This is a genomic window from Haloarcula sp. K1 (genome assembly GCF_001647155.1).
GTDB lineage: Archaea > Halobacteriota > Halobacteria > Halobacteriales > Haloarculaceae > Haloarcula > Haloarcula hispanica.
This window is the reverse complement of record NZ_LRHL01000043.1, coordinates 680,529-704,459: the sequence shown is the minus strand read 5'-3', so window position 1 is coordinate 704,459 and position 23,931 is coordinate 680,529. Positions and strand designations below refer to the sequence as shown.

General features: G+C 65.2%; 20 protein-coding genes. 7 read left to right on the top strand and 13 right to left on the bottom strand.

The genetic code is table 11. The features are described from left to right. Positions 1–129 precede the first annotated feature (129 nt). Together AV929_RS17090 and AV929_RS17085 are read right to left on the bottom strand one after the other, a co-directional pair. On the bottom strand, positions 130–945 hold the full coding sequence (locus tag AV929_RS17090; RefSeq protein WP_050036983.1) for a winged helix-turn-helix domain-containing protein: 816 nt from the start codon (positions 943–945) through the stop codon (positions 130–132). A gap of 68 nt (positions 946–1,013) precedes the next feature. Further along, a complete protein-coding gene (locus AV929_RS17085; protein ID WP_064288820.1) occupies positions 1,014–2,618 on the bottom strand; it encodes an FAD-binding domain-containing protein in 1,605 nt (534 codons plus the stop codon). 142 nt (positions 2,619–2,760) lie between these two features. Here AV929_RS17085 and AV929_RS17080 point away from each other — a divergent pair, with 142 nt between their 5' ends. After that, positions 2,761–3,273 carry a hypothetical protein gene (locus AV929_RS17080; protein WP_050036985.1) on the top strand — a complete coding sequence of 171 codons (513 nt, stop codon included), beginning with the start codon at positions 2,761–2,763 and terminating at the stop codon, positions 3,271–3,273. A 59-nt stretch (positions 3,274–3,332) separates the two neighbouring features. Here AV929_RS17080 and AV929_RS17075 read toward each other — a convergent pair whose 3' ends face one another. Genes AV929_RS17075 through AV929_RS17045 form a run of 7 tightly spaced genes read right to left on the bottom strand, consistent with a single transcriptional unit; the run spans position 3,333 to position 10,241 of the window. Beyond that, positions 3,333–3,866 carry a hypothetical protein gene (locus AV929_RS17075; protein ID WP_044952001.1) on the bottom strand — a complete coding sequence of 178 codons (534 nt, stop codon included), beginning with the start codon at positions 3,864–3,866 and terminating at the stop codon, positions 3,333–3,335. Then, complete coding sequence (locus tag AV929_RS17070) at positions 3,863–4,267, bottom strand: hypothetical protein (protein ID WP_064288819.1); 405 nt, start codon at positions 4,265–4,267, stop codon at positions 3,863–3,865. The genes AV929_RS17075 and AV929_RS17070 overlap by 4 nt, the downstream gene beginning before the upstream one ends. Further along, positions 4,260–4,964, bottom strand: coding sequence for a hypothetical protein (locus AV929_RS17065; protein WP_064288818.1), 705 nt, complete (start codon positions 4,962–4,964; stop codon positions 4,260–4,262). Before AV929_RS17065 ends, AV929_RS17070 begins: the two co-directional genes overlap by 8 nt. Beyond that, positions 4,961–5,407 (bottom strand): hypothetical protein, encoded by a 447-nt coding sequence (locus AV929_RS17060; RefSeq protein WP_014041146.1) that lies wholly within the window; start codon positions 5,405–5,407, stop codon positions 4,961–4,963. Before AV929_RS17060 ends, AV929_RS17065 begins: the two co-directional genes overlap by 4 nt. Continuing rightward, entirely contained in the window at positions 5,400–6,125 is a 726-nt protein-coding gene (locus AV929_RS17055) for a hypothetical protein (protein ID WP_014041147.1), read from the bottom strand. The genes AV929_RS17060 and AV929_RS17055 overlap by 8 nt, the downstream gene beginning before the upstream one ends. Continuing rightward, positions 6,122–8,014, bottom strand: coding sequence for a type II secretion system F family protein (locus tag AV929_RS17050; RefSeq protein WP_064288817.1), 1,893 nt, complete (start codon positions 8,012–8,014; stop codon positions 6,122–6,124). The genes AV929_RS17055 and AV929_RS17050 overlap by 4 nt, the downstream gene beginning before the upstream one ends. Further along, entirely contained in the window at positions 8,004–10,241 is a 2,238-nt protein-coding gene (locus tag AV929_RS17045; RefSeq protein WP_064288816.1) for a type II/IV secretion system ATPase subunit, read from the bottom strand. Before AV929_RS17045 ends, AV929_RS17050 begins: the two co-directional genes overlap by 11 nt. Before the next feature lie 377 nt (positions 10,242–10,618). On the opposite strand from AV929_RS17045, the gene AV929_RS17040 reads away from it, so the two are divergent. The 5 genes from AV929_RS17040 (at position 10,619) to AV929_RS17020 (ending at position 15,169) form a co-directional block, all read left to right on the top strand. After that, complete coding sequence (locus tag AV929_RS17040; protein WP_050007056.1) at positions 10,619–11,140, top strand: hypothetical protein; 522 nt, start codon at positions 10,619–10,621, stop codon at positions 11,138–11,140. Positions 11,141–11,223: 83 nt separating this feature from the next. Beyond that, on the top strand, positions 11,224–11,901 hold the full coding sequence (locus AV929_RS17035; RefSeq protein WP_014041152.1) for a helix-turn-helix domain-containing protein: 678 nt from the start codon (positions 11,224–11,226) through the stop codon (positions 11,899–11,901). Positions 11,902–11,997: 96 nt separating this feature from the next. Beyond that, the gene (locus AV929_RS17030; protein ID WP_014041153.1) at positions 11,998–12,771 is read left to right on the top strand and encodes an SDR family oxidoreductase; all 774 of its coding nucleotides are present in this window, start codon (positions 11,998–12,000) and stop codon (positions 12,769–12,771) included. Positions 12,772–13,006: 235 nt separating this feature from the next. Continuing rightward, positions 13,007–14,230 (top strand): FAD-dependent oxidoreductase, encoded by a 1,224-nt coding sequence (locus tag AV929_RS17025; RefSeq protein WP_064288815.1) that lies wholly within the window; start codon positions 13,007–13,009, stop codon positions 14,228–14,230. Between the two features lie 87 nt (positions 14,231–14,317). After that, positions 14,318–15,169, top strand: coding sequence for a translation initiation factor eIF-2B (locus tag AV929_RS17020; RefSeq protein WP_014041155.1), 852 nt, complete (start codon positions 14,318–14,320; stop codon positions 15,167–15,169). 6 nt (positions 15,170–15,175) lie between these two features. On the opposite strand, the gene malQ is transcribed toward AV929_RS17020, so the two are convergent. Continuing rightward, complete coding sequence (gene malQ / locus AV929_RS17015; RefSeq protein WP_064288814.1) at positions 15,176–16,666, bottom strand: 4-alpha-glucanotransferase; 1,491 nt, start codon at positions 16,664–16,666, stop codon at positions 15,176–15,178. A gap of 141 nt (positions 16,667–16,807) precedes the next feature. On the opposite strand from malQ, the gene AV929_RS17010 reads away from it, so the two are divergent. Continuing rightward, the gene (locus AV929_RS17010; protein WP_044952006.1) at positions 16,808–17,863 is read left to right on the top strand and encodes a glycosyltransferase family 4 protein; all 1,056 of its coding nucleotides are present in this window, start codon (positions 16,808–16,810) and stop codon (positions 17,861–17,863) included. Between the two features lie 14 nt (positions 17,864–17,877). Here the strand turns inward: AV929_RS17010 and AV929_RS17005 are convergent, their stop codons facing one another. From AV929_RS17005 to AV929_RS16995, 3 genes are all read right to left on the bottom strand, one after another. Further along, positions 17,878–18,207 carry a hypothetical protein gene (locus tag AV929_RS17005; RefSeq protein ID WP_011223949.1) on the bottom strand — a complete coding sequence of 110 codons (330 nt, stop codon included), beginning with the start codon at positions 18,205–18,207 and terminating at the stop codon, positions 17,878–17,880. Between the two features lie 129 nt (positions 18,208–18,336). Beyond that, positions 18,337–19,281 carry a sugar phosphate nucleotidyltransferase gene (locus tag AV929_RS17000; RefSeq protein ID WP_050036994.1) on the bottom strand — a complete coding sequence of 315 codons (945 nt, stop codon included), beginning with the start codon at positions 19,279–19,281 and terminating at the stop codon, positions 18,337–18,339. A 50-nt stretch (positions 19,282–19,331) separates the two neighbouring features. After that, positions 19,332–23,867 (bottom strand): glycoside hydrolase family 15 protein, encoded by a 4,536-nt coding sequence (locus tag AV929_RS16995; protein ID WP_064288813.1) that lies wholly within the window; start codon positions 23,865–23,867, stop codon positions 19,332–19,334. Positions 23,868–23,931 lie beyond the last annotated feature (64 nt).

The following is a 23,931-nucleotide window of genomic DNA, read 5'->3' as shown; positions in this document are numbered from 1 at the left end:
TAAGTATAGGCCCCCACCGGCTATACCATGCTCCGGGGATACGCCATCCCGCCCTCCAGTGAGTGCTGGCGCGCCGACCAGTGCTCCCTTCGGCCCTTCCACACCGGATTCCATCCGTGAGCGACTGGATTATTGCTTGTTTTCTTGCACCGACAGGACCGATTCAAGCGGCTGTGACCGCGCTCTGTATCGGTCGAACACCGTCTCAGCCCAGCTATACACCGCTGTGGCGTCGGATTCGGCTATCGCCCGGACGTTGTTCCGATCGTCGTAGGCCGCCAGACAGACCCGCGAGCGGTCCAGTGCGAGGCCGATATCAAGCGGAGTATCGTGGACGTACGTGTCGATGTTCTCGTGTTCGACGCCTCGTTCCAGCGCGTCTGCGAAGTCCGACGCTGACCGTTCGAGGACGCTGTGATCGATGATGAACTCGATACGCGTCCCCGTTTCGAGCAGGTCCACCGCGACGTCGTTGAACACCGATGTAACGATCGGCGAGATGGCCCGAACGTCGCCGTCGACCTCGTGCAGCCAGTCCGTGAACCGATCAATCGCGGCCAGCGGGTTCTGTTCGGAACTCGTCGTGAGACAATCGGGGTCTAACAGCTCCGCCGGGAGATCCGCCGCGATGGAACCGAGGTGGGCTGCCAGCGGACCGACCGCCCGAGCCCGTTCGATCTCGCTCATGAGTGCCGTGTACTGGTCCAACACCCGCTGTCCAGTCACCGTGAGCCGGTACTCGCCGTCCCGTTTGACGACCCACTGCCGCTCGGAGAAGCCCGCGAGTATCCGCTGGATCGTGGTCCGAGTCGCGTCCACCGCATCGCACAGATCGGTGGGCCGTGCCGGACGCTCCCGGAGCTGGGCCAGTACTGCGAACCGCTGTGGTGACCCAGTAAGGAACTGGCAGTCCTCGAAAACGGTGTCGTCCGGACCCTCCGCCATTGGATACGTCTGCGTGGGCAACCGTCTTAGCCTCTTTGGCGTTTGGCAACACTGAACGAATTGTGGAGCTACTCGTCGCCGAACGAGCCGAGGGTGCTTTGGGTCCCGCCGTCTTCCGCGCCGTTCGACGCATCCGTCCCGTGTTCCGCGGCGATGCGTGCAGCGGCTTCGCGGCCGCCGGAGAAGGAGGCACGGCGCGCAATAGCCGAGTCCTGCAGGGCGTCGGCCGCGTCAGCGCGGACCTCCTCGTAACGCCTGCGGAACGCCTGTCTAGCCGCGTCGTAGTCGACGACCGGGTGCGGGTAGTCTTCGCCAATGCTGACGCCACAGGACGCCTGTACGTGGACCGGCGTCCCCTCGGGCCGGTCGAGGTACTCGTCGGGGAGCGAATCGAGTTCGGGCACCCACCGACGAATGAACTCGCCGTCCGGGTCCTGGTCACGGACCTGCTTTCGAGGATTGTACAGCCGGAGCGTCGGTTTGCCGATCAGTCCACATTGTGATTGCCACTGTGTGTAGTTGATCGCCGCCGAGGCGTCGATGAGATGGTGGTAGAACCAGTCCGCGCCGATGCGCCAGGGCTGCTGGAGCAGGTGATAGTAGACCGAGGCACACATCGCCCGCATCCGGAAGTTGAGCCAGCCCGTCTCTTTGAGACACCGCATCGACGCGTCGACCATCGGGAACCCGGTCCGTCCGTGCTTCCAGGCGGCCACCAGATCGGGGTCGTACTGCCCCGCGTTGAACCCCTCGAACACCGGATTCACCGCCGTATCGAGCCAGCCGGGCCAGTCTTCGAGCTTCTGTTCGTAGTGTTTGTTCCAGAACAGCCGCGAGACGAACATCTCTTTTCCGCGGCCATCGGGCGCGTGGGCCTCGATGTACTGGATGACCTGCCGCACGGAGAGACAGCCGAAGGCGAGATACGGCGAGAGCCCGCTGGTCCCGTCGCGCGCGTCCGTCGGCGCGGAGATGTTTCCCGGGTAGTCGTCGACCCGCTCGGCGAACGCCGACAGCCGTTTGCGTGCTGGCCCGGTTCCGCCGCGCGGCACCGCAGATTTCGACGGCGTGAGGTCGTAGTGGTCCTCAATCGTGCTGATGTCGATGCCGCTATCGAAGCTCCGAGAGGTGACCGTGCTCGGGTCCCAGTCGTACTGGTCGGCGGAGAACCACGCCGAGACGTCGTCCTGCCACCCGTTGCGGGTCTCCGCTCGGTCCCGAACCAGCCCGTCGCCGTCGACGAATGTGACGCCACACTGTTCCCGAACGCGGCGGTCCCGCTCCCGGCCGTAGCGTCCGGTCGGAACGGCCATCGTCACGATGTCCCAGCCGGCCTCGCGGAACCGCCCCAGCACGTCCACCGGGTCCCCGTGGGCGTAAGTGAGCCCGCGGCCGGTCACAGTGTGGTACTGGTCTGCGAGGTCGGCCAGACAGTCGTGCAGGAAGCGGATACGGCTGTCACAGGCGAGGCCGTCCGCGCCGTAGAACGCCGGGTCGAACACGAACAGCGGGAGCATATACTCGGACGTTGCAGCCCTCGCTACCGCGGCCTGATCGCGAATCCGAAGGTGTTCGCGATGCCAGACGACTGTGCCGGATACATCGCTCTCAAGCGTCGGAATCGCGTCCTGTCGTGGCGCGTCCAGCGTCTCGTCTGACTCCAGTCCCGGCATACGCGCTATTGATTCGTCATTGGACCACAGGCACCACTGTCTTTCGTCTCTCGAAGCCACAGTGTTCGAGAGGGCAGCCCAGTGGAGTGAGCCGCGGTCGGCTACCAGAAGGGTTACACCGCGAGACCCGCGCTAGTCGATAATGGAATTCGAGTCCACACGCCGACGATTCATGGAACTCGCCGGAGCGAGCGCGACAGTGTCGCTCGCTGGCTGTAACGCCCTTCAGGGAGGCGACAGCGACGGAACGAACACGGGTACAGGGCCACAGAGCCAGAGCGCGGACGCGGACTCCGCGACCGTGACGGTCGTGGTTGAACCGGACCAGACACAGTTGCGGGAACGACAGCAGGAGATCCAATCTGAACTCCAGGCAGGGAATCTCACACAAAGCGAGGCACAGGCGGAATACCGTACCGCACAGGAGAACCTTGGCGAAGACGCAATCAGTTCTTTCGAGGAGCGTGCGACAGCAGACTTCGGTCTCACTGTCGACGATTCTGTTCCCGAAGCGAGTGCGCTGTTGGTCACTGGCCCACCAGCCGGCCTCATTGGTACCCTTTCAATCGAAAGTGTCACCGGGATCCTCTCGCAAGCGACGTTCGAACAGATCCGGTCGCAGGTTCGAACCGAGACGCCGGGTGCGACGGAGTAACGAACGCTACGGACCGTCTCCTGATTTGCGGCGAGGGGTGCAGCTTTTGTTCCGGACTCTCACCACGAGGACCGACCGCTGGTCTCCAGAACCACGGTGACGGTGGTTTCGCCGCGTTCGGTCGTCGTCGTCACGTCGAAGCCGACGGCGAGGACGTGCGTGCGGCCGACCCGGTCCTGAGCGACGACGCCGCGGTCGGCGACGCAGTCCCCGAACTGGCGGTCCGGCCCGGACGGACAGTTCGCGTCTTTCCACTGCCGCGTTGCAGTGCCGTTGTAGGTTATATTGTAGTGAACACCGTCTTCGATTCGGGAGGTCTGGAGTCGGTCGAGCCGAGGCTGCAACCCCGTCCGAACGGCCGTCACTGCCGAATCGTTCGCGGCCCAGGCGTACTGGCTCGGGATGGACGTGCTCTCCGTCGCGACGGCTCGCTCAAGCACCCGAAGCGCGTCAGCAGACGGGTCGTCGTCGTAGTCTGCCGTCGCCCGAACGTCGTCGTGATAGCCCAGTTGGAGTGAGGCGAGCACGATTGGGACCAGCGCTACAGCGATGACCGTGGCCGCAACGAGGACTAGCTGTCCGCGCCGGGTCATGTGTACCACACGATGATTTGGACACTCCCGTGTCCCGTCGGCACAGTTGCGGTCCCAGTGCTGACGCCCTGTGGCGTCGGTGTTCCGACCGCTCCGTGCGGTGTTTCGACCCGGAAGAGGACGTTGTCGGGCAGGATACGGGCGACCCGGTTCGAAAGCGCGTCCCGTTCGCGGTCGAATGCCGCTGGACTCGAAACGACCTCCTGCAGTCGCGTCGCTCCGCTGTGTCGCGGCGGGTCGTTAGCCAGCAGCGCCGCCGTATCGGAGGCGTAGGCGTCGAGCTGTGGCCCCTGTCGGTCCGGCGCTGGCGTCCCCAGGGCAAACCCGAGCGCGACGCCGAGAATCAGTACTGTCCCGAGGGCAACTTCCACGAGCGACAGCGGCAACTGGGCTCTACGCATCAACGGTCACCACCAGAGTTTCCTTCGTCGACCGCGGGGCATCGTAGCTGACGGTCACGTTCCCAGGTTCGAGTTGCCCGGCCCGCTGGAAGCGCAGTTCCGTCGTCTCGTAAGGGACCAGTGGGACCTCGTAGCTGCCGTCCAGCCCGCTTCGGTTATGCAGGACGACCCGGTCGTTAGCGCGGACCGTCCAGACGGTCGTGCCGGCCGGCGGGTCGATAGTTACTGTGGCCTGCGCGCTCCGGCGAGGGAGCGTCACCGCGTCGGTCGTTGCCAGATCAGGCGTGAGGGTGCGTTGCTCCTGAGACTCGACTACGACGAGACGGCTGATTCGCGTGCCGCCGTGAACCGTACCGCTGCGTGCGATCTCCTCGTCAGCCACCTCGACGCTGACCGCGTACTCACCGGCCGGCGGTGCGCTCCCCTCCAGCGCCGACTGGTCGAAGTCGTCCACCCGAGATTGGTTGAGGACGTTGCTCCGAGCGGCCAGCGGCCCGTCCGCCGCGACGAGTCGGTCAGCGACAGCGGCGGCGACCCGCCGCTCGTCGGGGGTTCTATCCGCGCTGGCAATCGCGGTGTCGGCCATCGCGACCCCCAGTCCGGTGACGACGGTCAGCAATACAAGCGCGATGCCCAGCGCTGGTAGCGACGTCTGTGCGCGAGTAGAATGGGCACAGCGACGGTTCGACAGGGTCATCGCTCCGCCTCCAGTGTCACCGTCACGCTCCCCCGTGTTCCGGAGACAGCGACGACGGTCGGACTGCCGCTCTGCCACTCGCCTTCGAAGGTATCGACTCTGTCGGGCAACAATGGCTGTGTTCGGCCGCCGATTTCGGGGTCGGGATGGTCGAGGACGAGAGCATCCCCGTCAGTCCGGATGCTGTATCCTGCGCCGTCGATGGTCTCCGGCAGCGAAACCCGAACAGTGGCCGAGACGGCCCGAGCATCCGGCGGGATAGCCTGCTCGACGCGGGCCGTCGCTTCGGCGAGCGTCCGGTCGCCGAGTTCCGCCCCGACGGCGGATTGGTACGCTGGGACAGTGCCGCCGTACAGCGTAGTCGTCACTAGTCCGATGTACAGCAGCACCAGTCCCATGCTCAGCAGTTTCTCGACGACGGTGCTGAGCGCACGGTTATCCATGCCCCACCTCCGTCCGCATATCGTGGCGGACCAGATACAGCGTCCGGCGGCCCGGGAACGTCGCCACGACGCTCTGAACGCCGTCGCCGTCGATATCCCTGACTCGCGTGGTTGCGCCGACACGCTGGAAGGACTCGGTAAACGGACGGGGCGTCTCCGTCTCGATAGCCACGCTATAGTTGTCGGCCGGGAGCCGTTCGCGTTCGTGGCTGACGTTCTGGCGGATATGTGCGGAGACGCCGCCCGTTCCGGACACCGTGCCGCCGCTGGCGTTGACGAGCGGTGCACCGACGATGACCGCCGTGTCGTCCCGCGTCGCCGTCACCGGCGGGTCCGATTCGAGCCAGGCGTTGCCCGCTGTCCCGCGGACGACACTGCCCCCGAGAAACCGAACGCGGCTGTCGCCGGAGTCGTACACTATCGCGTCGATGGGAACCGTCCGCTGAACTCCCGAATCGTTGAGGACTCGGAGTTCCCGCTCCGCAGTGGTCAGCCGCCCCGCAGTAAACCGGACGCGAGCAGTCTGGTGGCCCGTCTGCTCGACCGGCCGGAACGTCGTCTCGAACGTGTTGGCGACGCGGGTCTCATCGGCAGTCGCAGTGTGGCCGTCGACGACGGTCCCGACGACAGCCGTCAGTCCACCGAGCGCGACGACGGTCAGTCCCAGCAGCAACACCACGCCGACGACGTGTGACTGAGCGTCGGTGTCGGGAATCAAATCAGACCAGCCCCCGCGAAGACGACGTAGGCGACGAGTACCAGCCCCGAGGAGTGTAACAGCGCTTCGTAGACGCCGCGACTCGCCGTGCCGGCGAACCAGCCACAGGCCAGCATCGTCGCCTGCGTGACGACGTAGAACCGATGTTGCTCCCGTGCGGGTTTGATTGCGGTCGGGTCGAAGGCGATGTTGGCACCGCCCGAGACGGCAGATAGTTGCGCGAAGCTATCGAGGACGTAAACGTTGACAGCGACGGTGATCCCGATGACGAGCAGCGCCGTCGTCCAGCCGACCGCAACGTAGACGAGCAGCGCTGAGCGGATGGATTTCCGTAGATGGTAGAGCTGACCGATTTCAGTCTGTAGCGTTTCGAACACGTCCTCCGCGTCACTCCCCGTATCCAGTGCGCCGACGACCAGCCCGATGGTCTGTTCGGCCATCGGCGTGCCGACGCGGTCGACGAACTGGTCTAGCGCCGCAGCCCGGCGGTCAGCCGCGGCGTCGCCGGGGCTATCGCCCAGCGACAGTGTGAACGCGAGCGACTGGACATCGCTGGCGAGCGCACCGAGTTCCACGTCGTCGGCGACGCGTCGGACCGCCTCTGGAAACGGGCGGCCCAGCGCGACGTGGCCGGCGACGGCGTGAACGAAGTCCTGAATCTCCCTGTCTTTCGCGTCGTCCGCTCTGGCCCGGCGAACCGTCACCACGCCGACGGGGACGCCAACGGTAGCATACGAGAGAAGCGCGACGTTGACCGGCCGGTAGCCCAGCGACCAGAGGCCGGCCGCGACGCCGGCACCCAGCGGGACGCAGGCGAGGAGTGCACTCGCAGGGTTCGAGGGGATCGAGGTGAGTATTGCCACGGGACCGTCCGGGAGGCTGTAACTCGGGGCAGCCGTGTTCCGTGGTCGGAGCGTAGCGACGACAAAGGCTGCCAGCAGCCCAGAAGCCATCACGAACGCCGCGCTCCCGTAGACGACGATGGCACGGACAGTCGTCTCGCCGAGCGGCGTGGGAACTGGTTCGGAGAGGCCGGGCGCGAGAATGCCCATCACGGTGACGATGAGCACCACGAGCGCCGGCAACACCAGCAACACGACGAATAGCTCCGCAAGCAGTTCGAGATAGCCGGTCGCCCGCTCGTGCTGCCGGCTCTGCTCGTGGGAGAGCAAGCGGCCCTCCATCTCCAGGTACCCCTCAAGCGCCTCGGCGCTCTGGTTCGCGTGTTCACGGAACTTCAGCAGAAACGGTGCAAGCAGGTCCCGTGAAGGGGTTTCGCTAGCGACTCGTTCGATACCGGTGTCGAGACTGCCGGTGAGAATGCCCTGATTGAGTGCGCGCCGGAAGGCGACCGCCGTCTCGCCGTATGCGTCCTGTTCGGCAACGGCGCGGAGCATCTCGCGGCGGTCGTGGGTTCCGGAGGCGAGCACTCTGAGGTATCGGACTGCGCCAGGGAGCGTGGCCGCGATGTCCGCGCGGCGCGCGCTGGCCACCCACGAGAGATACCGGTTTCCGGCGACGAACACGCCCCGCTTGAGCGTGAGTCCAGCGACAGTTCCGATACCGGTGGCCACGAGAAATCGAGGGACTTCCGGCAGCGCCAGCCGATTGATGACCGGGAGGCCCTGCTGGAGCACCGCGACGAACGAGTCGAAGGTCCCCGGCGGCACGAGCATCGCTGTCGTCGCGGTTCCGACGACGCCCACAACGAGTGCCAGCCACGACAGCCCGTACACTCTGGCGACGTAGACGCCGAAGCCGGTGCTCGGATAGGCGGCCCGGTAGCGGTCGCGGGTGCTCGCGTGCCGGTCGTCCTCGGCGTGGTGGGCAAACAGAGCGTACAGGCCCCGGTCGAGCAAGCCAAGTGTCCCGCCGCCCTCAGTCGTCACCCGTACTGACCTCCAGTTGCGGGTCGTCGGGCGTCCCGGCCTGTCGCCGCAGTCGCTCGACGGTCGCTGCCTCGTTCGTCTCTAAGTCGGCCAGCACGCCGAACAGGTCGTCGAAGTCGGTCACCTCCTCCTGGACGAGATACTGCACGTAGCGATGGCGGCGGTGGAACGCGTCCTCGACGGCCGACACCGGTTCGTCCCGGAGGGCCGAAAGCCGGTCGAGAATACCGGTGTTGACCTGCCGTTGGTCGTCCCCGAACTGCGGGTGGTCGTAGGCGAGTTCGAAGCTTCCGTCCGGTCGCCGCCAGCAGACGCTGTTCCAGTGGATGGTCGTCCCGTCCTTGTGTATCGTGCCGCTCCGGTCGCCCTCGGTCTCGACCATCGATGGGTCGTCGACGAACTCGACCACTTCGCCGACGTAGCGCTCTCCGCCGACGTGGCGGGGGAACACGACGAGGTCGATCTCGTTGAGCAGATAGGTCGGCAAGCCCTTCTCGATGACGCGATTGACCAGCGACTCGATATCGTCGGCGTGGGTCGTCCCGAGGACACCGTGACCCGTATTCAACGTCTCAGCGAAGGTTTCGAACGACGCGGCCGTGTTGATCTCCGCGATGACCTCGACATCGGGGTTCAGGTAATTGCACTGTGTCATCAGGTCGGCCATCGTCACGCGGCGGTGGTCCCGCTCGTGGTCTCTCGTGGTGAGCGAGACGCCGGTCTCGTGGGGAATCCGAACCTCACGCGACCCTTCGTCGATACTGATGGGACGGTCCCGATACGGGATAAACGGCATATGGGCGTTCATAAGGGTCGTTTTGCCGGCTCCCGTGGGTCCCGAAAAGAGGACGACCCCGTGAGACTCGTACAGGAGCCACAGCAGCGCGACGAGTTCCGTCGGCAGTGAGTCCCGCTGGACCAGATCGACCGGCGTCATCGCGTCGCCCGACTGTTTCCGGATGGAGATGTGTGGACCGCCTTCGCTAATAGTCGGCAAGGCAACTGCACAGCGGATGGTGTCGTCGGCGTCGTGGAGGCTGTCCCCGTCCGGGTCGATGTTGACCTTCGCGCTCGGGTTCGAGGCGTTGAGTTCGACGCCGTCGTCGGCGGCCAGTTGCGTGACGACGTTGACGAAGGCCGCCTCGGAGTCGAAGGCGAGGTTGGTCGGCACCCGGCCGTCGTGGCCGAGATCGGCGCGTGGGAGGACCTTCACGCGCTCGTCGACGCGGTTCGCCTCGATGTCTTCCAGCGTGTGGTCCCGGATGGGAACGGTGAGCTTTCCGTAGCCGACGAGGTCTCGAAGCACGTAGTACAGCAGGTCGTCGAGGCGGTCGTCGGCGAACCGATGGTCGACCGGCGGCACGGCCAGGTCGAGTTCGGCCAGCGCCGACCGCAGCCGGTAGCGGGCGGCGTCGACCCACTCGGTCGTGTTGCGGACGGTTAGCTGCCGGGCCAGGAGCGAGCGGGCACGCTCCCGCACGAACTCGACACGGTCCTGAACGACGCCGTCGACGCCGGTTTCCCAGACGCGCTCCTTGCACACCTCGATGAGTTGCTCGTCGCCGGGGAGCAGGTCCGGCTCTCGAACCGCGTACTTCGTCGTGAACGGGTCGGCACCGAGGAGATGCTCGCGGTAGACGACGACCGGAATCTCGAAGCCCTGAAAACGGACGGTGTGGCGCTCGACACGCTCGCTCGCGAACCGGTTCAGATACGCCGGGTCCGGGCCAAGGTCGGTCTCGGCCGGGGCGTAATCGTCTGTATGGACGACGACGCCGTCGTCGGTCACGTCAGCAACGTCGATTCGGGAGTCCAGCGCGTACGGGGTCAGGTCGTCGAAACACGCCAGCGACGAGAGCGCGTGGTACTCGATTCGACGACGGCTCGCCGGCGACGCGTCGATCAGTCGGTCGATTACCCGGCGGTGTTTCGCGTCGAACCCCCCGTTCATCCGCTCGACGGCCCCCTCACGCGTCCGCGGTCGCTCGATGTTCGCACCTGCGAAGTGTGATTCGACAGTCGACAGTGCGTCAGCCTCTGCCGCTGAAAGTACCGGATCACGGACATCGTACCGGAACCCGCTGCGTTCCCGTCGGACGGTCACGACGACGCCCGGATACACCTCGTCTTGCTCACGAACGTCCGGCGCGTACCAGGCGTCGGCGGCGTCCGGTGGCGTCGGTGCGGGAACCACCGGTGCGGTCTCCGTGCCAGCCTGTGCGGTCATACGCAGTTTTAAACTAGCTATTGTACTTAAAGTTGTAGACTTAGTTTTGCGGAATTTAATTAAAATATAATCTCCCTATATGGAGAATGTGAGTTGGAGTACAGACCATGAAAACACTCTGTCAGCATAGAGGCATACGAGCACAATAGGGGTGTCTGATAACATCAAAAAACCACTAATTAGGAGATATGATCCCGCTTTCGGGTCCGCTCTCTCCCATAACTCGGTGTTTCGAGATATGCACCAGAATTATCATAACTGTGGCAGCGGATCAGTTCACTTGGATGAAAGGAAAGGAGTCAGCGACGAGCAACGATAGCACAAAATCGGCAACTACCACACGACGACGGCTCCTCAAAGGAACACTTGGCACAGCAGTGACCGCGGCCGCGGTTCCGAGCCTGAGCGGCGTCGCGGCGGCCCACTTCCCGGTCGAGATCACGGTCGACGTCCAGCCCGAGAACGCGGAGAACTTCATCGACCTGTCGGAACACGACACCATCACCGTCGCAGTCGAGCAGTCAGAGTTCGTCAACAGCGACGGGGACAGCGAGACCTTCGACCCCACGGAGCGGGCCGTCCGCTATCGGTTCGGCTCGCGTCTCGCGCTGGAAGACGGCGAGGGGGCGCGTCCCGTCGAGGATGGCGAGATCAGGGAACCGGACGACGATGCTGCGGACGGCCAGGCGTCGCTCGTTCTCACATTCCCAGTCGATGAGATGGGCTTCGATGGTGGGGAGGAGACAGCATGGCTGTACTGGGAGCGGGACGAATCCGGGAACCACGGGTACGCGGGCTTCGATTCCGTGCGGGTGTATCGTGGGCAGCCCGCAAGCCGCTCGTTAATCGAACAGCTACAGCGATTGCTGAGTGGTGAGACAGCGTCCAGTTCTGACTGAGCGGCTGCGAACCGGAGCGGGGCTGTCAGTGCGCCTGTAATCGCAATGCTGGCGACTATATACGTCGACTCCGATGGCACGCTATGGCCATCGTTGCTGAAATCCTCCTCGCGGACGAGACGCTTCCGCTGGTCGGCGTGGCGGACTCGATTCCGAGCGGCGAACTCTCGATTTCGAACGCCGTCGGCCTCGAAGACGGACGACTGCTGCTTACAGTTAGCGTCGACGCTGGCTCCCGCGACGCCTTCGAGCGAGAACTCGACGCGCGGCCACAGATCACCGACGCGGCGGATATCGGGCAGACGGCCGATGGCTGGTTCTACAAGGTGGTCGTCGACAACGCACCGGATCTCATCGCGTCACACGACCCGGAGGAGTTCGAGGGCGTTGCGATGGACGCGACGGTCACCGGCGACGGGATACGGGAACAGAAGGTGTTCTCCGACTACGACGCGTTCAGTGCGCTACGGGACCGGTGTGCGGTCAACGACATCCCGCTCGAACTACTGCACATCGCTTCGGACCCCGAGAACCCCGGGGAACGCGACCAGTTCGGACTCACGGACAGGCAGTATCGGGCGATGTCCGTCGCCCTCTCCTCGGGGTACTACGACTCACCGCGTCGCTGTTCGACGGCGGAACTCGCCGACAAGCTCGATGTGTCGGCCGCCGCGGCCTCTGACCTCTTGCGTCGAGCCGAAAAACAACTCATCAGTTCGACAGTCGGCCCCGACCAGTTCCGGAACGCGCTCGCACAGTAGCCGCCAGCCTGTGCGACTGCGCTGTTGCAGCCAGTATATAAATGGGCTTATCAGTAAGCAAAGGACGCTCGTGGCTGTCGCACTGACTAAACAGCGATGTCAGACGAATCTGCAGCAGACGATCAGGACGCACAGCGGCTTGCAGGCGACGTGGCGATTGTAACCGGCGCATCGTCGGGAATCGGTGAGGCAACCGCGGAGGCGCTGGCCGACGCGGGCGCGAGCGTGGCGCTGGCGGCCCGCCGCGCTGACGAGCTAGAGGCTCTGGCGGACCGAATCGAGTCGGCTGGCGGGGATGCGCTGGTTGTGCCGACCGACGTGACCGACGAAGACGACATCGACTCGCTGGTCGACGCGACGACCGACGAGTACGGTCGCATCGACATCCTCGTCAACAACGCCGGCGTGATGCTCCTCGAACCACTGGAGCGGGCAGATCGCTCGAACCTCCGGCAGATGGTCGAGGTGAACCTGCTCGGACTGATGAACCTCACCCACGCAGTGCTTCCGGTCATGCAAGAGCAGGAGAGCGGCCACATCGTCAACGTCTCCTCCGTCGCGGGACGCCGGGCCTCGGCCGATTCGAGCGGCTACAACGCGACAAAGTTCGGGGTGAACGCGTTCACCGAGGCAGTCCGGCAGGAAGTGACGACACAGGGCATCCGGACGACGGTTATCGAACCGGGTGCTGTCGATACGGAACTCGCGACACACGTTCCGGACGAGCAGGTGCTTGAGCGGTTCGCGGAGATGGACCTTCCGATGCTCCACCCCGACGATATCGCTCGCGGCATCGTGTACGCGACGAGCCAGCCCGCCCGCGTGGACGTGAACGAACTCCTGATCAGGCCGACCGGGCAGGATATCTGATCGAGGCAGGTCTTGCGAGTGGGAGACAACGGAGAAACGGAGCAGCCACCATTTACGCGGTCACACAGCCGACGACAACGGCTACTGGAACCGTGTCTCACTCGTTCGATCCGGTAGCACTTTACCGGATTCGTGTCCACCGGCCGCGGTCAGTTTCCGGGGGTGAAACTGGACGCACAGTTGTCGAAACCCCCGGTATCGGAGGAATCTTACGTCGTCTACCCTAACCAGACACATGGCAATTGAGACGGATGTCCTCGTCGTCGGTGGTGGCGCGACCGGCGCTGGCGTCGCTCGTGACCTCGCACTCCGTGGCATCGACGTGACGCTTGTCGAGCGTGACGGGCTGACAAGCGGTACCTCCGGACGTTCGCACGGGTTGCTGCACAGCGGTGCCCGCTACGCCGAGGCAGACCGGGTCGGTGCCGAGGAGTGCATCACCGAAAACCGGATACTCAAAGAAATCGCCGGGGCCTGCATCCGTGACACCGGGGGCCTGTTCGTCCAACTCGCCGGGGACGACCCCGACTACTTCGAGGCCAAACGGGCGGCCTGTGAGGACATCGGCATCCCCGTCGAGACGCTGGACAGCGATGCAGCCCAAGAGCGGGTTCCCGACCTCGCCGCGGAGGTCGAGCGCGCGTTCGAGGTCCCTGACGCCGTCATCTACCCGTCGCGCCTGGTCGCCGCGAACGCCGCCGATGCTCGCGACCACGGCGCAGCGATACACCCGCACGCACCTGTCGAGGACGTGCTCGTCGAGGACGGACAGGTGACCGGCGTGCGGGTCGGTGGGGCAATCAACGACACTATCGAGGCCGACTACGTCGTCAACGCGACCGGTGCCTGGGCGGGCCAGTTCGCCGCGATGGCCGACCTCGACGTCGAGATGCAACCGACGCGGGGCGTGATGGTCTCCGTCGAGTACGACGACCTCGGGCCGGTACTCAACCGCTGCCGGGACCCCGACGACGGCGACATCGTCGTGCCACACGAGCGCGAGGCTGTCCTCGGAACGACGAGCGTCCCCGTCCGCGACCCGGACGAGTACGAGACGGAGCAGTGGGAAATCGAAGAGAGCATCGAAGAGTGTGCGGCGATGCTGCCGCCAGTTGCAGACGCCCCCGAGGTCCGAACCTGGTGGGGCGTCCGGCCGTTGTACGCCCCAGACGAGGACGAGCGCGGCGGCCGCGGCATCTCGCGTGGCTTCTTCCTGCTCGACCATGCTGACGACGGCGTCGACAACATGGCGAGCATCGTCGGCGGTAAACTGACCACCTACCGGCAGATGGCCGAGGCGACGGCCGACCTCGTCTGTGACGGCATCGGCGTCGATGCGGACTGTCGGACTGCGGACCGAAGGCTCCCGAGCGTCGACGACCCGGCGCAGTTGGACGCGCTCGTGGCCGAGTTCGACGGTCAGGGACCGACCGACGAGGACGTGGTCGGGTCGGTGTGACCACGCCCGTCGTGGCCCGTTGCAAGCCGCGGGAACGGGCTGTCAGCCGGCTGTAGCGTTATAAGGGAGGCAACCGCACGTACACTCATGATAAACGAGACCGTGCGGCAGATCGAGGAGATGGAGACACAGAGTTCCTCGATTGCCGCCGTGAAAGCTGCGAAGGCGCTCCGCGAGCTAACAGACCGCGAGTGCCACACGGTCGAGGACTTCCTCCGCGTGGTCGAGCGCAACAGTAGTGCGCTCCAGCGGGCGAACCGCTCGCACGCGCCGCTGTACACCACACAGCAGCGTATCGTCACGGACCTGAAAGACGCCGACCTCGACTCCGTCTCAGAGGCCAAGGAGCGATTGCTCGACACAATCGACGAGGTCGTCACGGAAATCGAGACCAGCAAGGACCGCGCGGCGGAGCGGGCGGCGACGCTCATCGACGACGGCGACGTGCTGGTGACTCACGAGAACTCCTCGACGGTGATGGCGACGCTCATGGCGGCGCTTGACGACGGCAAGGAGTTCCACCTGTACGCCAGAGAGTCGCGGCCGCATTTCCTGGGCCGGCGAACCGCCCGCCAGTTGGCCGACCGGGACGGGGCCGACGTGACGCTCATCGTCGACGGTGCGGCGGGCCACTACCTCTCGGAGGCCGACCGCGTGTTCGTCGGCATGAACTGCCTCATCGACGACACGGTGTACAACCGTATCGGGACGTTGCCACTGGCCGCGACGGCCAACGAGATGGACGTCCCCGTGACCGTCGTCGGGACCTCGTCGAAGTTCATCGGAAGCGGCTTCACCTTCAGGAACACGTTCCGGCAAGGGTCGGACGTGATGCTCGAACCGCCAGAGGGGTTCGATATCGGGAACCCGGGCTACGACGCGACGCCGACCCGCCTGCTCGATACGGTCGTCACGGAAGACGGTATCCTGCAGTTCTGAAGGTACTCAGCGGATCGTTCTGTCGGTGACCTGTCTGAGCCGTTCGGCGACCTCGTCGTTGATGGCGTCTTCGGTCACCCGCCACTGCCAGTTCCCGGTCGCCGTGCCGGGGACGTTGAACCGGGCGTCGCTGTCGAGGCCGAGCAGGTCTTGCATGGTCGTCATCGCGACGACGGCGTTCGAGTTCCACACCGCCTCGATGAGGTCCCAGTTGATCTCGTCTCCGTCGGTGCCGAGGTTGTAGTGGAGGCAGTCCCGTTGCCGGTCCGCGAGGTCGCGGTAGTAGCCGACGATAGTGTCCGTATCGTGGGTCGAGGTGTAGCCGACGGCCGACTCCGGGTAGTGCATCGGCTGGTACATATGCCCCTCCTCGCACCAGTCGGCGTACTGTGGCACGCGCATGCCGGGGAAGCCGAACTGGTCCCGGAGCGCGACGATGCTCTCGTCGAGAAAGCCCAGATCCTCGACGAAGAACGGCAGTTCGCCGAGCCGGTCTCTGACCGTCTCGAAGAAGTGCGCGCCGGGGCCATCCCGCCACTGTCCGGCGGCCGGGTCGTCCGCCTCGGCCGGAATCGACCAGAACTCGTCGAAGCCCTTGAAGTGGTCGATGCGGGCGATGTCGACGAGGTCGAACAGCCGCTCGAACCGGTCGACCCACCAGCCGTAGTCGTTCGCACGGAGGGCGTCCCAGTCGTACACCGGATTCCCCCACCGCTGGCCATCATCGCCGGGGTTGGGCGGGACGCCGGCCACCTCAGCAGGATGGTGGTCATCGTCGAGCCGGAACACCTCTGGGTACGCCCAGACATCCGCCGAGTCGAGACCGACGTAGATGGGGAGGTCGCCCACGAGGCCGATGTCCCGCTCGGCCGCGTACTCGGCCAGTGCCTGCCACTGGCTGTCGAAACACCACTGGACGAACCTGTGGTAGCGGATGTCGTCGGCCAGTTCGTCCTGATATCGCTCCATGGCCGCTGGCTCGCGCGTTCTGATATCGTCCGGCCAGTCCATCCAGCCGGCATCGTCGAACTCGGCTTTCAGCGCTGTGAACAGTGCGTAGTCGTCAAGCCAGCCGGCCTCGCGCTCACAGAACTCGGTAAACGACTGCTGGTCCGCATCGCTTGCGCTCTCGTCGAAGCGCTCGTACGTGGTCCGGAGCCGGCGCTCCTTGAACTCGGTCACGCGGTCGTACTTGACGTGCTGTTGTGAGAAATCCTCGGGCGGGTCGACCTCGTCCGCTGTGAGATAGCCGCGGTCGACGAGGTCGCGGAGGTCGATGAGCAACGGGTTTCCGGCGAAGGCGGACGACGACTGGTACGGGGAGTTCCCGTGGATGCTCGCCGTGGGACCGAGCGGACAGAACTGCCACAGCGACTGGTCGGCCCGGTCGAGAAAGTCGACGAACGCCCGCGCGCCGGCACCGAGGTCGCCGATACCGTGTGGCCCCGGGAGCGACGTTTGGTGGAGAAACACGCCACTCTGCCGTTCGAATTGCATACGCACCTGTTGCCCTGACAGGCATTTCAATGGGCGGGGTCGGTGACTGCCATCGTGTCTGCTTGCGGGGCCGGAGAAGGGCGCACGCAAACATATATATTGTATCCATTTGATGCTATGGTGAGAGAGCCAGTTACAGAGATGCCACCGAACGTTCTGATGCTTGGCTGGGGGTTCCCACCCAACATCACCGGCGGGCTTGATACCGCTATCGGGGAGCTGTTCGAACAGCTTGAACCGAGAGACGACGTCGAGTTCGAGTTGGTGTTGCCCGCGGAGTACGCGCCGCCGGACCGCGACGGCATCCACGGCGTCTCGACGGGAAGCGGCGACATCGTCACTCGCATCGGCCGGCTGGCTGGAGAGTTCGCCGACGAGGCGGCCGATGCCGACATTATCCACACGAACGACTGGTTCGGCTACAACCCCGGTTCGCGAGCCAAATCGGCCCACGACGTCGAATGGATCTCGACCTTCCACTCGCTGTCGGCGGACCGGAACGTGACGCCGCCACAGCGGGAAGTCGAGACGGAACAGCGGGTCGCCAACCGCTCGGACCACCTCGTCGCGGTGAGTGAGTTCACGCAGCGACGGATACGCGAGCAGTACGACGCCGACTCGACGGTCATCTACAACGGGTTCTCGTCGGTGGAGCCGACGGGCCGGGACATCAAAGCGGAACTCGGTATCGACGGGAAGATGCTGTTTTTCGTCGGCCGACACACCGACCAGAAAGGGCTGTCGTACCTGCTGTACGCGCTCTCGAAGCTCGGTCGGGACGACGTGAGCCTAGTTCTCGGTGGCTCGGGGCATCTCACTGAACAGCTCGAACGGTTCGCGGAGCTGCTGGGCGTCGAGGACCGAGTCTACTTCCCGGGGTATCTCCCCCAGTCGGAACTCGGGGACTACTACAACAGCGCGGACCTGTTCGTCTCGCCCTCGCTGGCGGAGCCGTTCGGCATCACCATCGTCGAAGCGCTATCGGTCGGGACGCGCGTCGTCGCCTGCGAGAGCGGGGCCGCGGAGCTGTTGAACGAGGACTGCGTCATCGAGGTCGAACCCGATTCGGACTCTATCGCCGAAGGGATCGAGCGCGCTCTATCGCTGTCGACGCCCATCGACTACGATGTTCGGACCTGGGAGGAAGTAGCCGACGAACACGTCGAGTTCTACCACGAGGTTCTCGACGAAGCCTGACGACGACCGAACGCTTACCGGAGGAAGCGAACGTCAGTGACCGGTTCCGGGTGAACGATGAGGTAGCCGTCGGCGGTCGGCTCCAGCCCTGTCACGGACGTCGTATCGGTTTGTGTCCGGTACGGGCTGTCTGCGGTCCCGTCAGCCGACTGGTAGGGGCTGTCGTACGGTGTCTGCCTGTCCTCTGGGGGGCGGTCGAAGTCCTCCGGCGGCAGGTATATCTTCTCGCCCGATTTCGAGCGGACCACGACGGCCGTGTCGCGGTCGCCCGAGACGTCGATTCTGGTCCGGCCGTCGTCGATTGTCATCTCGAACGTGACTGGCTCCGTTTCTGGTTGTGCCATGTTGTCAAGTAGCTTGCGTACGGCGAGTAAACGGCGCTGTGTCACTTAGTCCTTCGCCAGCGGTGTGGTGGCTGGCGGCGAATCGTGTCGCGTCCTGCACTCGAACGGTGGCCCCATCGCCGCGAGCCATCAACGGTTGATGATGAGCGACCCGGACATGTTGTACCCCTCGACGTGGACGTTCTCGCCGAGAATCGTTTCGTCGATATCACAGTCGTGGACCTCGGCGTCCGGGAAGATGATGGCCCGGTCGAGGCTGCTGTCGGTCACTTCCGCCCCAGCCATCACATGGACGGTGTCACCGATCTCGGAGTTCTCGACGGTCGCGTCGGGGTGGATGAGCGACCCGCCGTCGAGTTTCCACTCGACCGTTTCGAAATACGAGTCGGGCGTTCCGATGTCGAACCAGACGTCGTCGAACGTGAACGCGGACACCGGCTCCTGCTGTTGCAGCCAGTCGATGTACCAGCCCGGTTCGTCGGGGTTGTTGTCGCCCGAGAGGTACTCCTCAAAGCGGAGCGAGTCGGCCGGGAAGGCGTAACAGGCAATCGAGACGAGCGTGCTCTTGGGGTTGTCGGGCTTCTCCTGGAAGTCGACGACGCGCTCGCCGTCGAGTTCGACGAGCCCGTAGGACTTGGCTTTCTCCCGTGAGCCCACGTCGTAGGCGGCGAGTGCCGGCCCGTCGCGCTCCTCGAAGAAATCCAGAAACTCCGAGGGGTCGAAGCCGATGAGGTTGTCGCCGCCGATGACAAACAGGTCGTCGTCGATGCCCTCGCGGTCGATCAGTTGCGCGAGCGCGCCGACGACGCCGAACTTCTCGTCTTCGTCCGCCGTACTCTCGACGGAGAGCTGGACCTTCTCGTAGCCCATCTCGTCGATGTGAGCCTCGAACTCGTCGGCGAAGGCCTCGTTCGTGCTCAGGTACGTCGTCTCGATTCGGTCGTCGGCTTCCAGTGATTGCAGGACTCCATCGATAACCGTCGTCTCGCCGACCGGGAGCAGCATCTTCGGTCGACGACGGGTGATCGGCCACAGCCGTGTCGCGTAGCCGCCAGCTAGAACTATCGCGTCCATATCCCACAGTCAGACCCGAGTTATAAAGTGGTAACTACTTGTTGGAGTGGCTAGAGGTTGAGCTGCCAGACGGTTGTCCCGGCGGTGACCAGATCCTCGTCGTCCGCGGCGGCGACGATCACCTGGTTCTCACCGGGGTCGACGTCGACTGCGACCTCGAACTCACGTTCCTCGACGGGGATGTACGTGATATCAGCGGGCGTTTTGACGACGACACAGACGCCGGTCGTCTCGCCGGAGACGACCAGTTCGTTCCCGCGGAACTGCGTGTCGACGCGGAGCGCGGGGCTGCGGTCGGGCGTGTGGGCCCGCCGCTTGCGGTAGCGGTCGTCGACGAACGCGGGCGTTTCGACCGGTTCACCGGCGCTGATGCCGTGGGCCAGCCGCACGTACTGGGCCATCGACCACGCCAGCGGCGTCGCCGAGCCGGTCCCTTCGGCGAACTCCCAGTCGTAGTCGGTCGCGTGGCCCCGGTCCCAGATCTGTTCGGCGATCATCCGTCCCGAGTTCGCCACGTCCTGCATCATCTGGAGGGCGTTCTCCGGCGGGATGTCCGGGTCGTCACGGTGGAGTTCGTACTCGGCGCGCTCGCCGGTGAGCAGCGGCCAGAGGCGGCCCTTCCCTTTGTGTTCGACCGTCCACGGCGCGCCCTGGTCGTCCCGGCCGCGTTCGCCGTAGCCGTCGCCGTTGTACCGGTAGAACCCGGGTGCGTACTCCGTGTCGACGCTGATCGTGTCGTCGACTTCGACGAGCGAGTTCCGGATGGTCTCGTCGTCGTCGGGCTTGATACCCAGCCGGACGAGTTCGAGGAAGCCGCCATCGATGATGTTCCGTTCGTCCAGCGTCGGGCCGTCGTTAGCGAGCGTGCGGAGGTGCCCCATCTCGGGGTTCCCATCGAGCGTGACCCGCGTGTAGTAGGGCGTGTTGGTGTGGCGCTCGGTCCCGGTCTCGGTCGCGGTCCAGGCCTCGACGTTGTTCGCCCACTGGTCGGCCAGCGACAGCCAGACGAGCGCGTCGGCCTCGTGGCCAGTGTCGAGCGCGAGCTTCGCCGCACACGCGAGCCCGGCAATCTCGGCCGCAATCGAGGACGGCGAGAAGCCGGCCTCCTCCTCCCAGCGCTCCTGTGCCGTTTCGGGGCCGTGGCGGACGACGTACTCGGCCGACCGCCGGACGTTCTCGTAGCTGTACTCGACATCCTCGAAGTCGACGCCGCTCTCGGCGAGGCGATAGGCCATCACCTGCGGGAACGAGATGTTGTCCATCTGCTCGCCGCCCCAGCGGGTCGTCCCGTTGACGTAGGTGTTCTGCGGGATGAAGCCGGCCTCGTCCTGCTGGTGCTCGTAGATGTACTCCAGTTGCTCCGTGGCGATATCTAGCGACCCGATAGCGTCGAAGACGCTGAACACCTGATAGAGGTCCCGCGACCAGACGAAGTTGTAGCCGTAGCCCTTGGGCTCCTCGGCGTGGACGGCCTCGCCCCACGGCACGGACGGCGAGGCGATAGAGGCCCCGTGGTAGGTCTTGTCCTCGACGGCCAGCAGCGTCATCAGCGCGGTTCTGTACTGGTTCGCCAGCGCTTCGTCGTCAGCAACCGAGTCCGGGAGTTGCTTGTCCGAGAGGAAATCGGCCCAGCTGTCGGCATACTCGGCACGGACCGTCTCGTAGCCGCGGTCGAGCGCGCCGTCGGCTTCGCCCAGCGCGGCAGCGGTGTCAGCCTGTCGCGCGAAGCCGAGCGCGACCGTGTCGCTGACTCTCGTTCCCGAATCCAGCCGACCGATGAGGACGAGGTTCGTCCCGTCGATCGACTCGACCGGGTCCGGGAGATCGCCGTCCGAGTACAGCCCGTCGAGACGGTCGCTGCCGGCCGCACCGACGGTGGCCCAGTCGAAGCGTCCGGCCGCAGCCATCGCCACGGCGATAGAGTAGGCGTCGCCGTTCTCGTCGACGAGCAGGTCGTTGTCCGTCTGGTCGGTGTATGCGCGGGGGTTCCGGCCGACGAGGTGGTAGCTCCCGGGCTGGCCGTATCTGATGGCGCGGTCCTCGGTGACCGTGCTGGTGAGCGCGATGTCCGCGACCGAGAACACGTCGTATGATTTGCCGTCCTCGGCGCTGAAGGACACGTCGGCGACGATGGCGTCGTGCTCGGGGTCGGTCGCGTAGTCGACGGTCAGCGTCCACTCGTGGCCCCGGCCGTCGCCGGTCTCGGTGAAGACGTGGCGATAGAGGAGCGCCTCATCGTCGACCGGTTCGACGCGTCGCCTGACGCTGTCGTCGGTCCGGCGGTTCTCGCGGTGGGTCCGGACGGCGTAGTCCGTCTCGTCCGTACACCGGACCAGAAAATCCAGCGTCCGCAGGTTCATCAGGTCGACCTGCGGGTAGCGAGCCTCCGTCAGCGCGCCCTCTGTGAGCGTGAACCAGACGCGCGAGGGGTCCGGTTCGTCGTGGTCGGCGACGGTGCCGACGCCGTACTTCTCCCCGGTCGTCCAGGTCGGGCGCTCGCTCGGCCCCTCGGTTCCCGCCGATGTCGTCGGGAGCGCGTTTAGCTCACCCAGCCGGGCCGTCGCGTGGAGCCGCAGCGCGTGGGACCAGCCAAGCGGCGTCGCGCTGTCGAGAGCGCCGTCGTCGAAGGCCTGTTCGGCGAGGTAGCCGGCGTCGGTCGTGAGCGGTCCGTCCTCCTCGAGCAGCTCGTACAGGTCGCTCGCACGGTCGAGGTAGGCGTCGCCGCGCTCGTCGCGGTCGTTCAGCATATCGCCGACGCGAGCGGCGGCGAGTGCTCCCATCGCCGTCGTCACCGTCCAGACCTTCTCGCTGTCCTGATGACCGGTCCGCCAGCGGTCGCCCTCGTAGCGGGCCAGTCCCGCAACCTGGCTCTCGGTGGGGTTCCGAAAGAGTGTATCGAGCGTCGTGCTCACATGATCGGCCAGGCGGATGATGTGCTGGTCAGCAAGCGTGGTCGACTCGACGCTGTCGTACTCCTGCAGCGCGTCCGCGAGGTGGAGCCCCGCGGCGTCGATGCGGTGGTCCGGCGTCCCGTTTGTCAGCCCCATCACGTACACGCCCAGATCACTGTCCCAGAGCGTATCCAGCCCGTCTAGCAACCGGTCGGCTGCCGCCAGACTCTGCTCACAGACCGATTCGGGCATCGGGGCGCGGGTCACCGCGGCGAAGGCCTCGATGAACGTCGCAGTGGTGTGCGTGAACTGGCCGACCGAGTCCTCCCAGACGTTCTGACACGGCTCGGGCAGGTCGTTGGCCGCGATGTCTTCGATGAGCGTGTCGACGGCCGCATCGATCGTCTCCCGAACCATCGCCGTCAGTTCGGCGTCCATCTTGCCGCGGTGTGTTCGCAGCAGCGTCGCGAGGAAGGCGGTGACGGTCGCAGTCTGGTCGGCCTGATACTCCGGTGATTCGGCGTTGTGCTCGACTCTGGCGTTGGCCCAGCCCGGCGCGATAGCCCCGGTATCGGCCCAGACGCGGTGGGGCCACCGCCCGTCGGAAAGCTGGCTGTCACAGAGGAACTCCGCGCTCTCGGTCAACATTTCGACGGTGTCGATATCGAGTCGGGACCCGGCTTCGAGCAGATGCCGGGAGACCGAGGCGTCGTCGCGGAACCAGACGTAGCCGTAGCCGCCGGAATTCGAGTAGAACGGGTCGAACTCCGGGGCGGCGATGCGACCGCCGGTCGGCGAGGACAGCAGGTCAAGCACCCGCAGGTCCATCCGTATCGAATCTGACCGCGGCGTCGATTCGGCCACGTCGATGCGCGTTCGCTCCCGCCCGGCCTGCCGGAGATCGTCAGACGTCGTGTGCTCCGTCACACAGTCGGCGAGGTCGAGGAGTGCCGTCTCCCGGTCGACCTCGTCGTGGTTCGAGAGCTGACTGACCAGCGTCGTGTCCTTGCTGCGTCCGGACCGGTCAAGCGGCGCGGTCACGAGGAAGTCACCGGTGAGGCGGGTCTGGTCGCGTCGCTCGACTGGCTCCGACCGCGGGAACGCAATCGGGCTGCCGTCGAGTATCTCCGCGAGGCGTTCCGGCCGCTGTCCGGCGACGGCGTCCAGCCCGGTCGACGAGGCGAGGTAATCGTGCTCTCGCCGATGGTACACCTCCAGTACGCGCGAGTCGTCTGGCCCGGCGTCTTCGTGAATCAGCGAGCCGACGCCGCTGTCGCTGCTGTCGGGGGCCAGCGTGACGAACGCCACGAGCTTGGCGTCCTGTGGAACCGCCCCGCGCATCGCGACGTGCGTGACGTGGGCCCGGCCCAGCGTCAGATCGTACTGGTGGACCGTGAACGACCCCGCGTCGTATTCGGTCTCGACGAGCCGCGTCTCGCGGTAGTAGTGCTGTCTGATCGTTTCCAGGTCACTGAACCACCGTGTTTCGTCCCCAAGCATAACCCCGAGCCTGGAGCGGTCAATACCGGAGAGCCCGGAGAGCGAATCGGAATAGTCCTTCAGCGTGCCGTCTTCGCCGACGTGTACGAGCCGATCACCGTGCCCGGAGAAAGAGCCTGAAACAGTCCTGCGTTCTTCTGGAAAGCGCTCGTGACGAGTCCGCTTGTATTCGTTGAGCGCTGTCGAAAGCCGCATACACATCAAAGCAGACCAATCTCTATAAACTCCTGTGGTTCGGACAAATTAGTGATACTTCGAG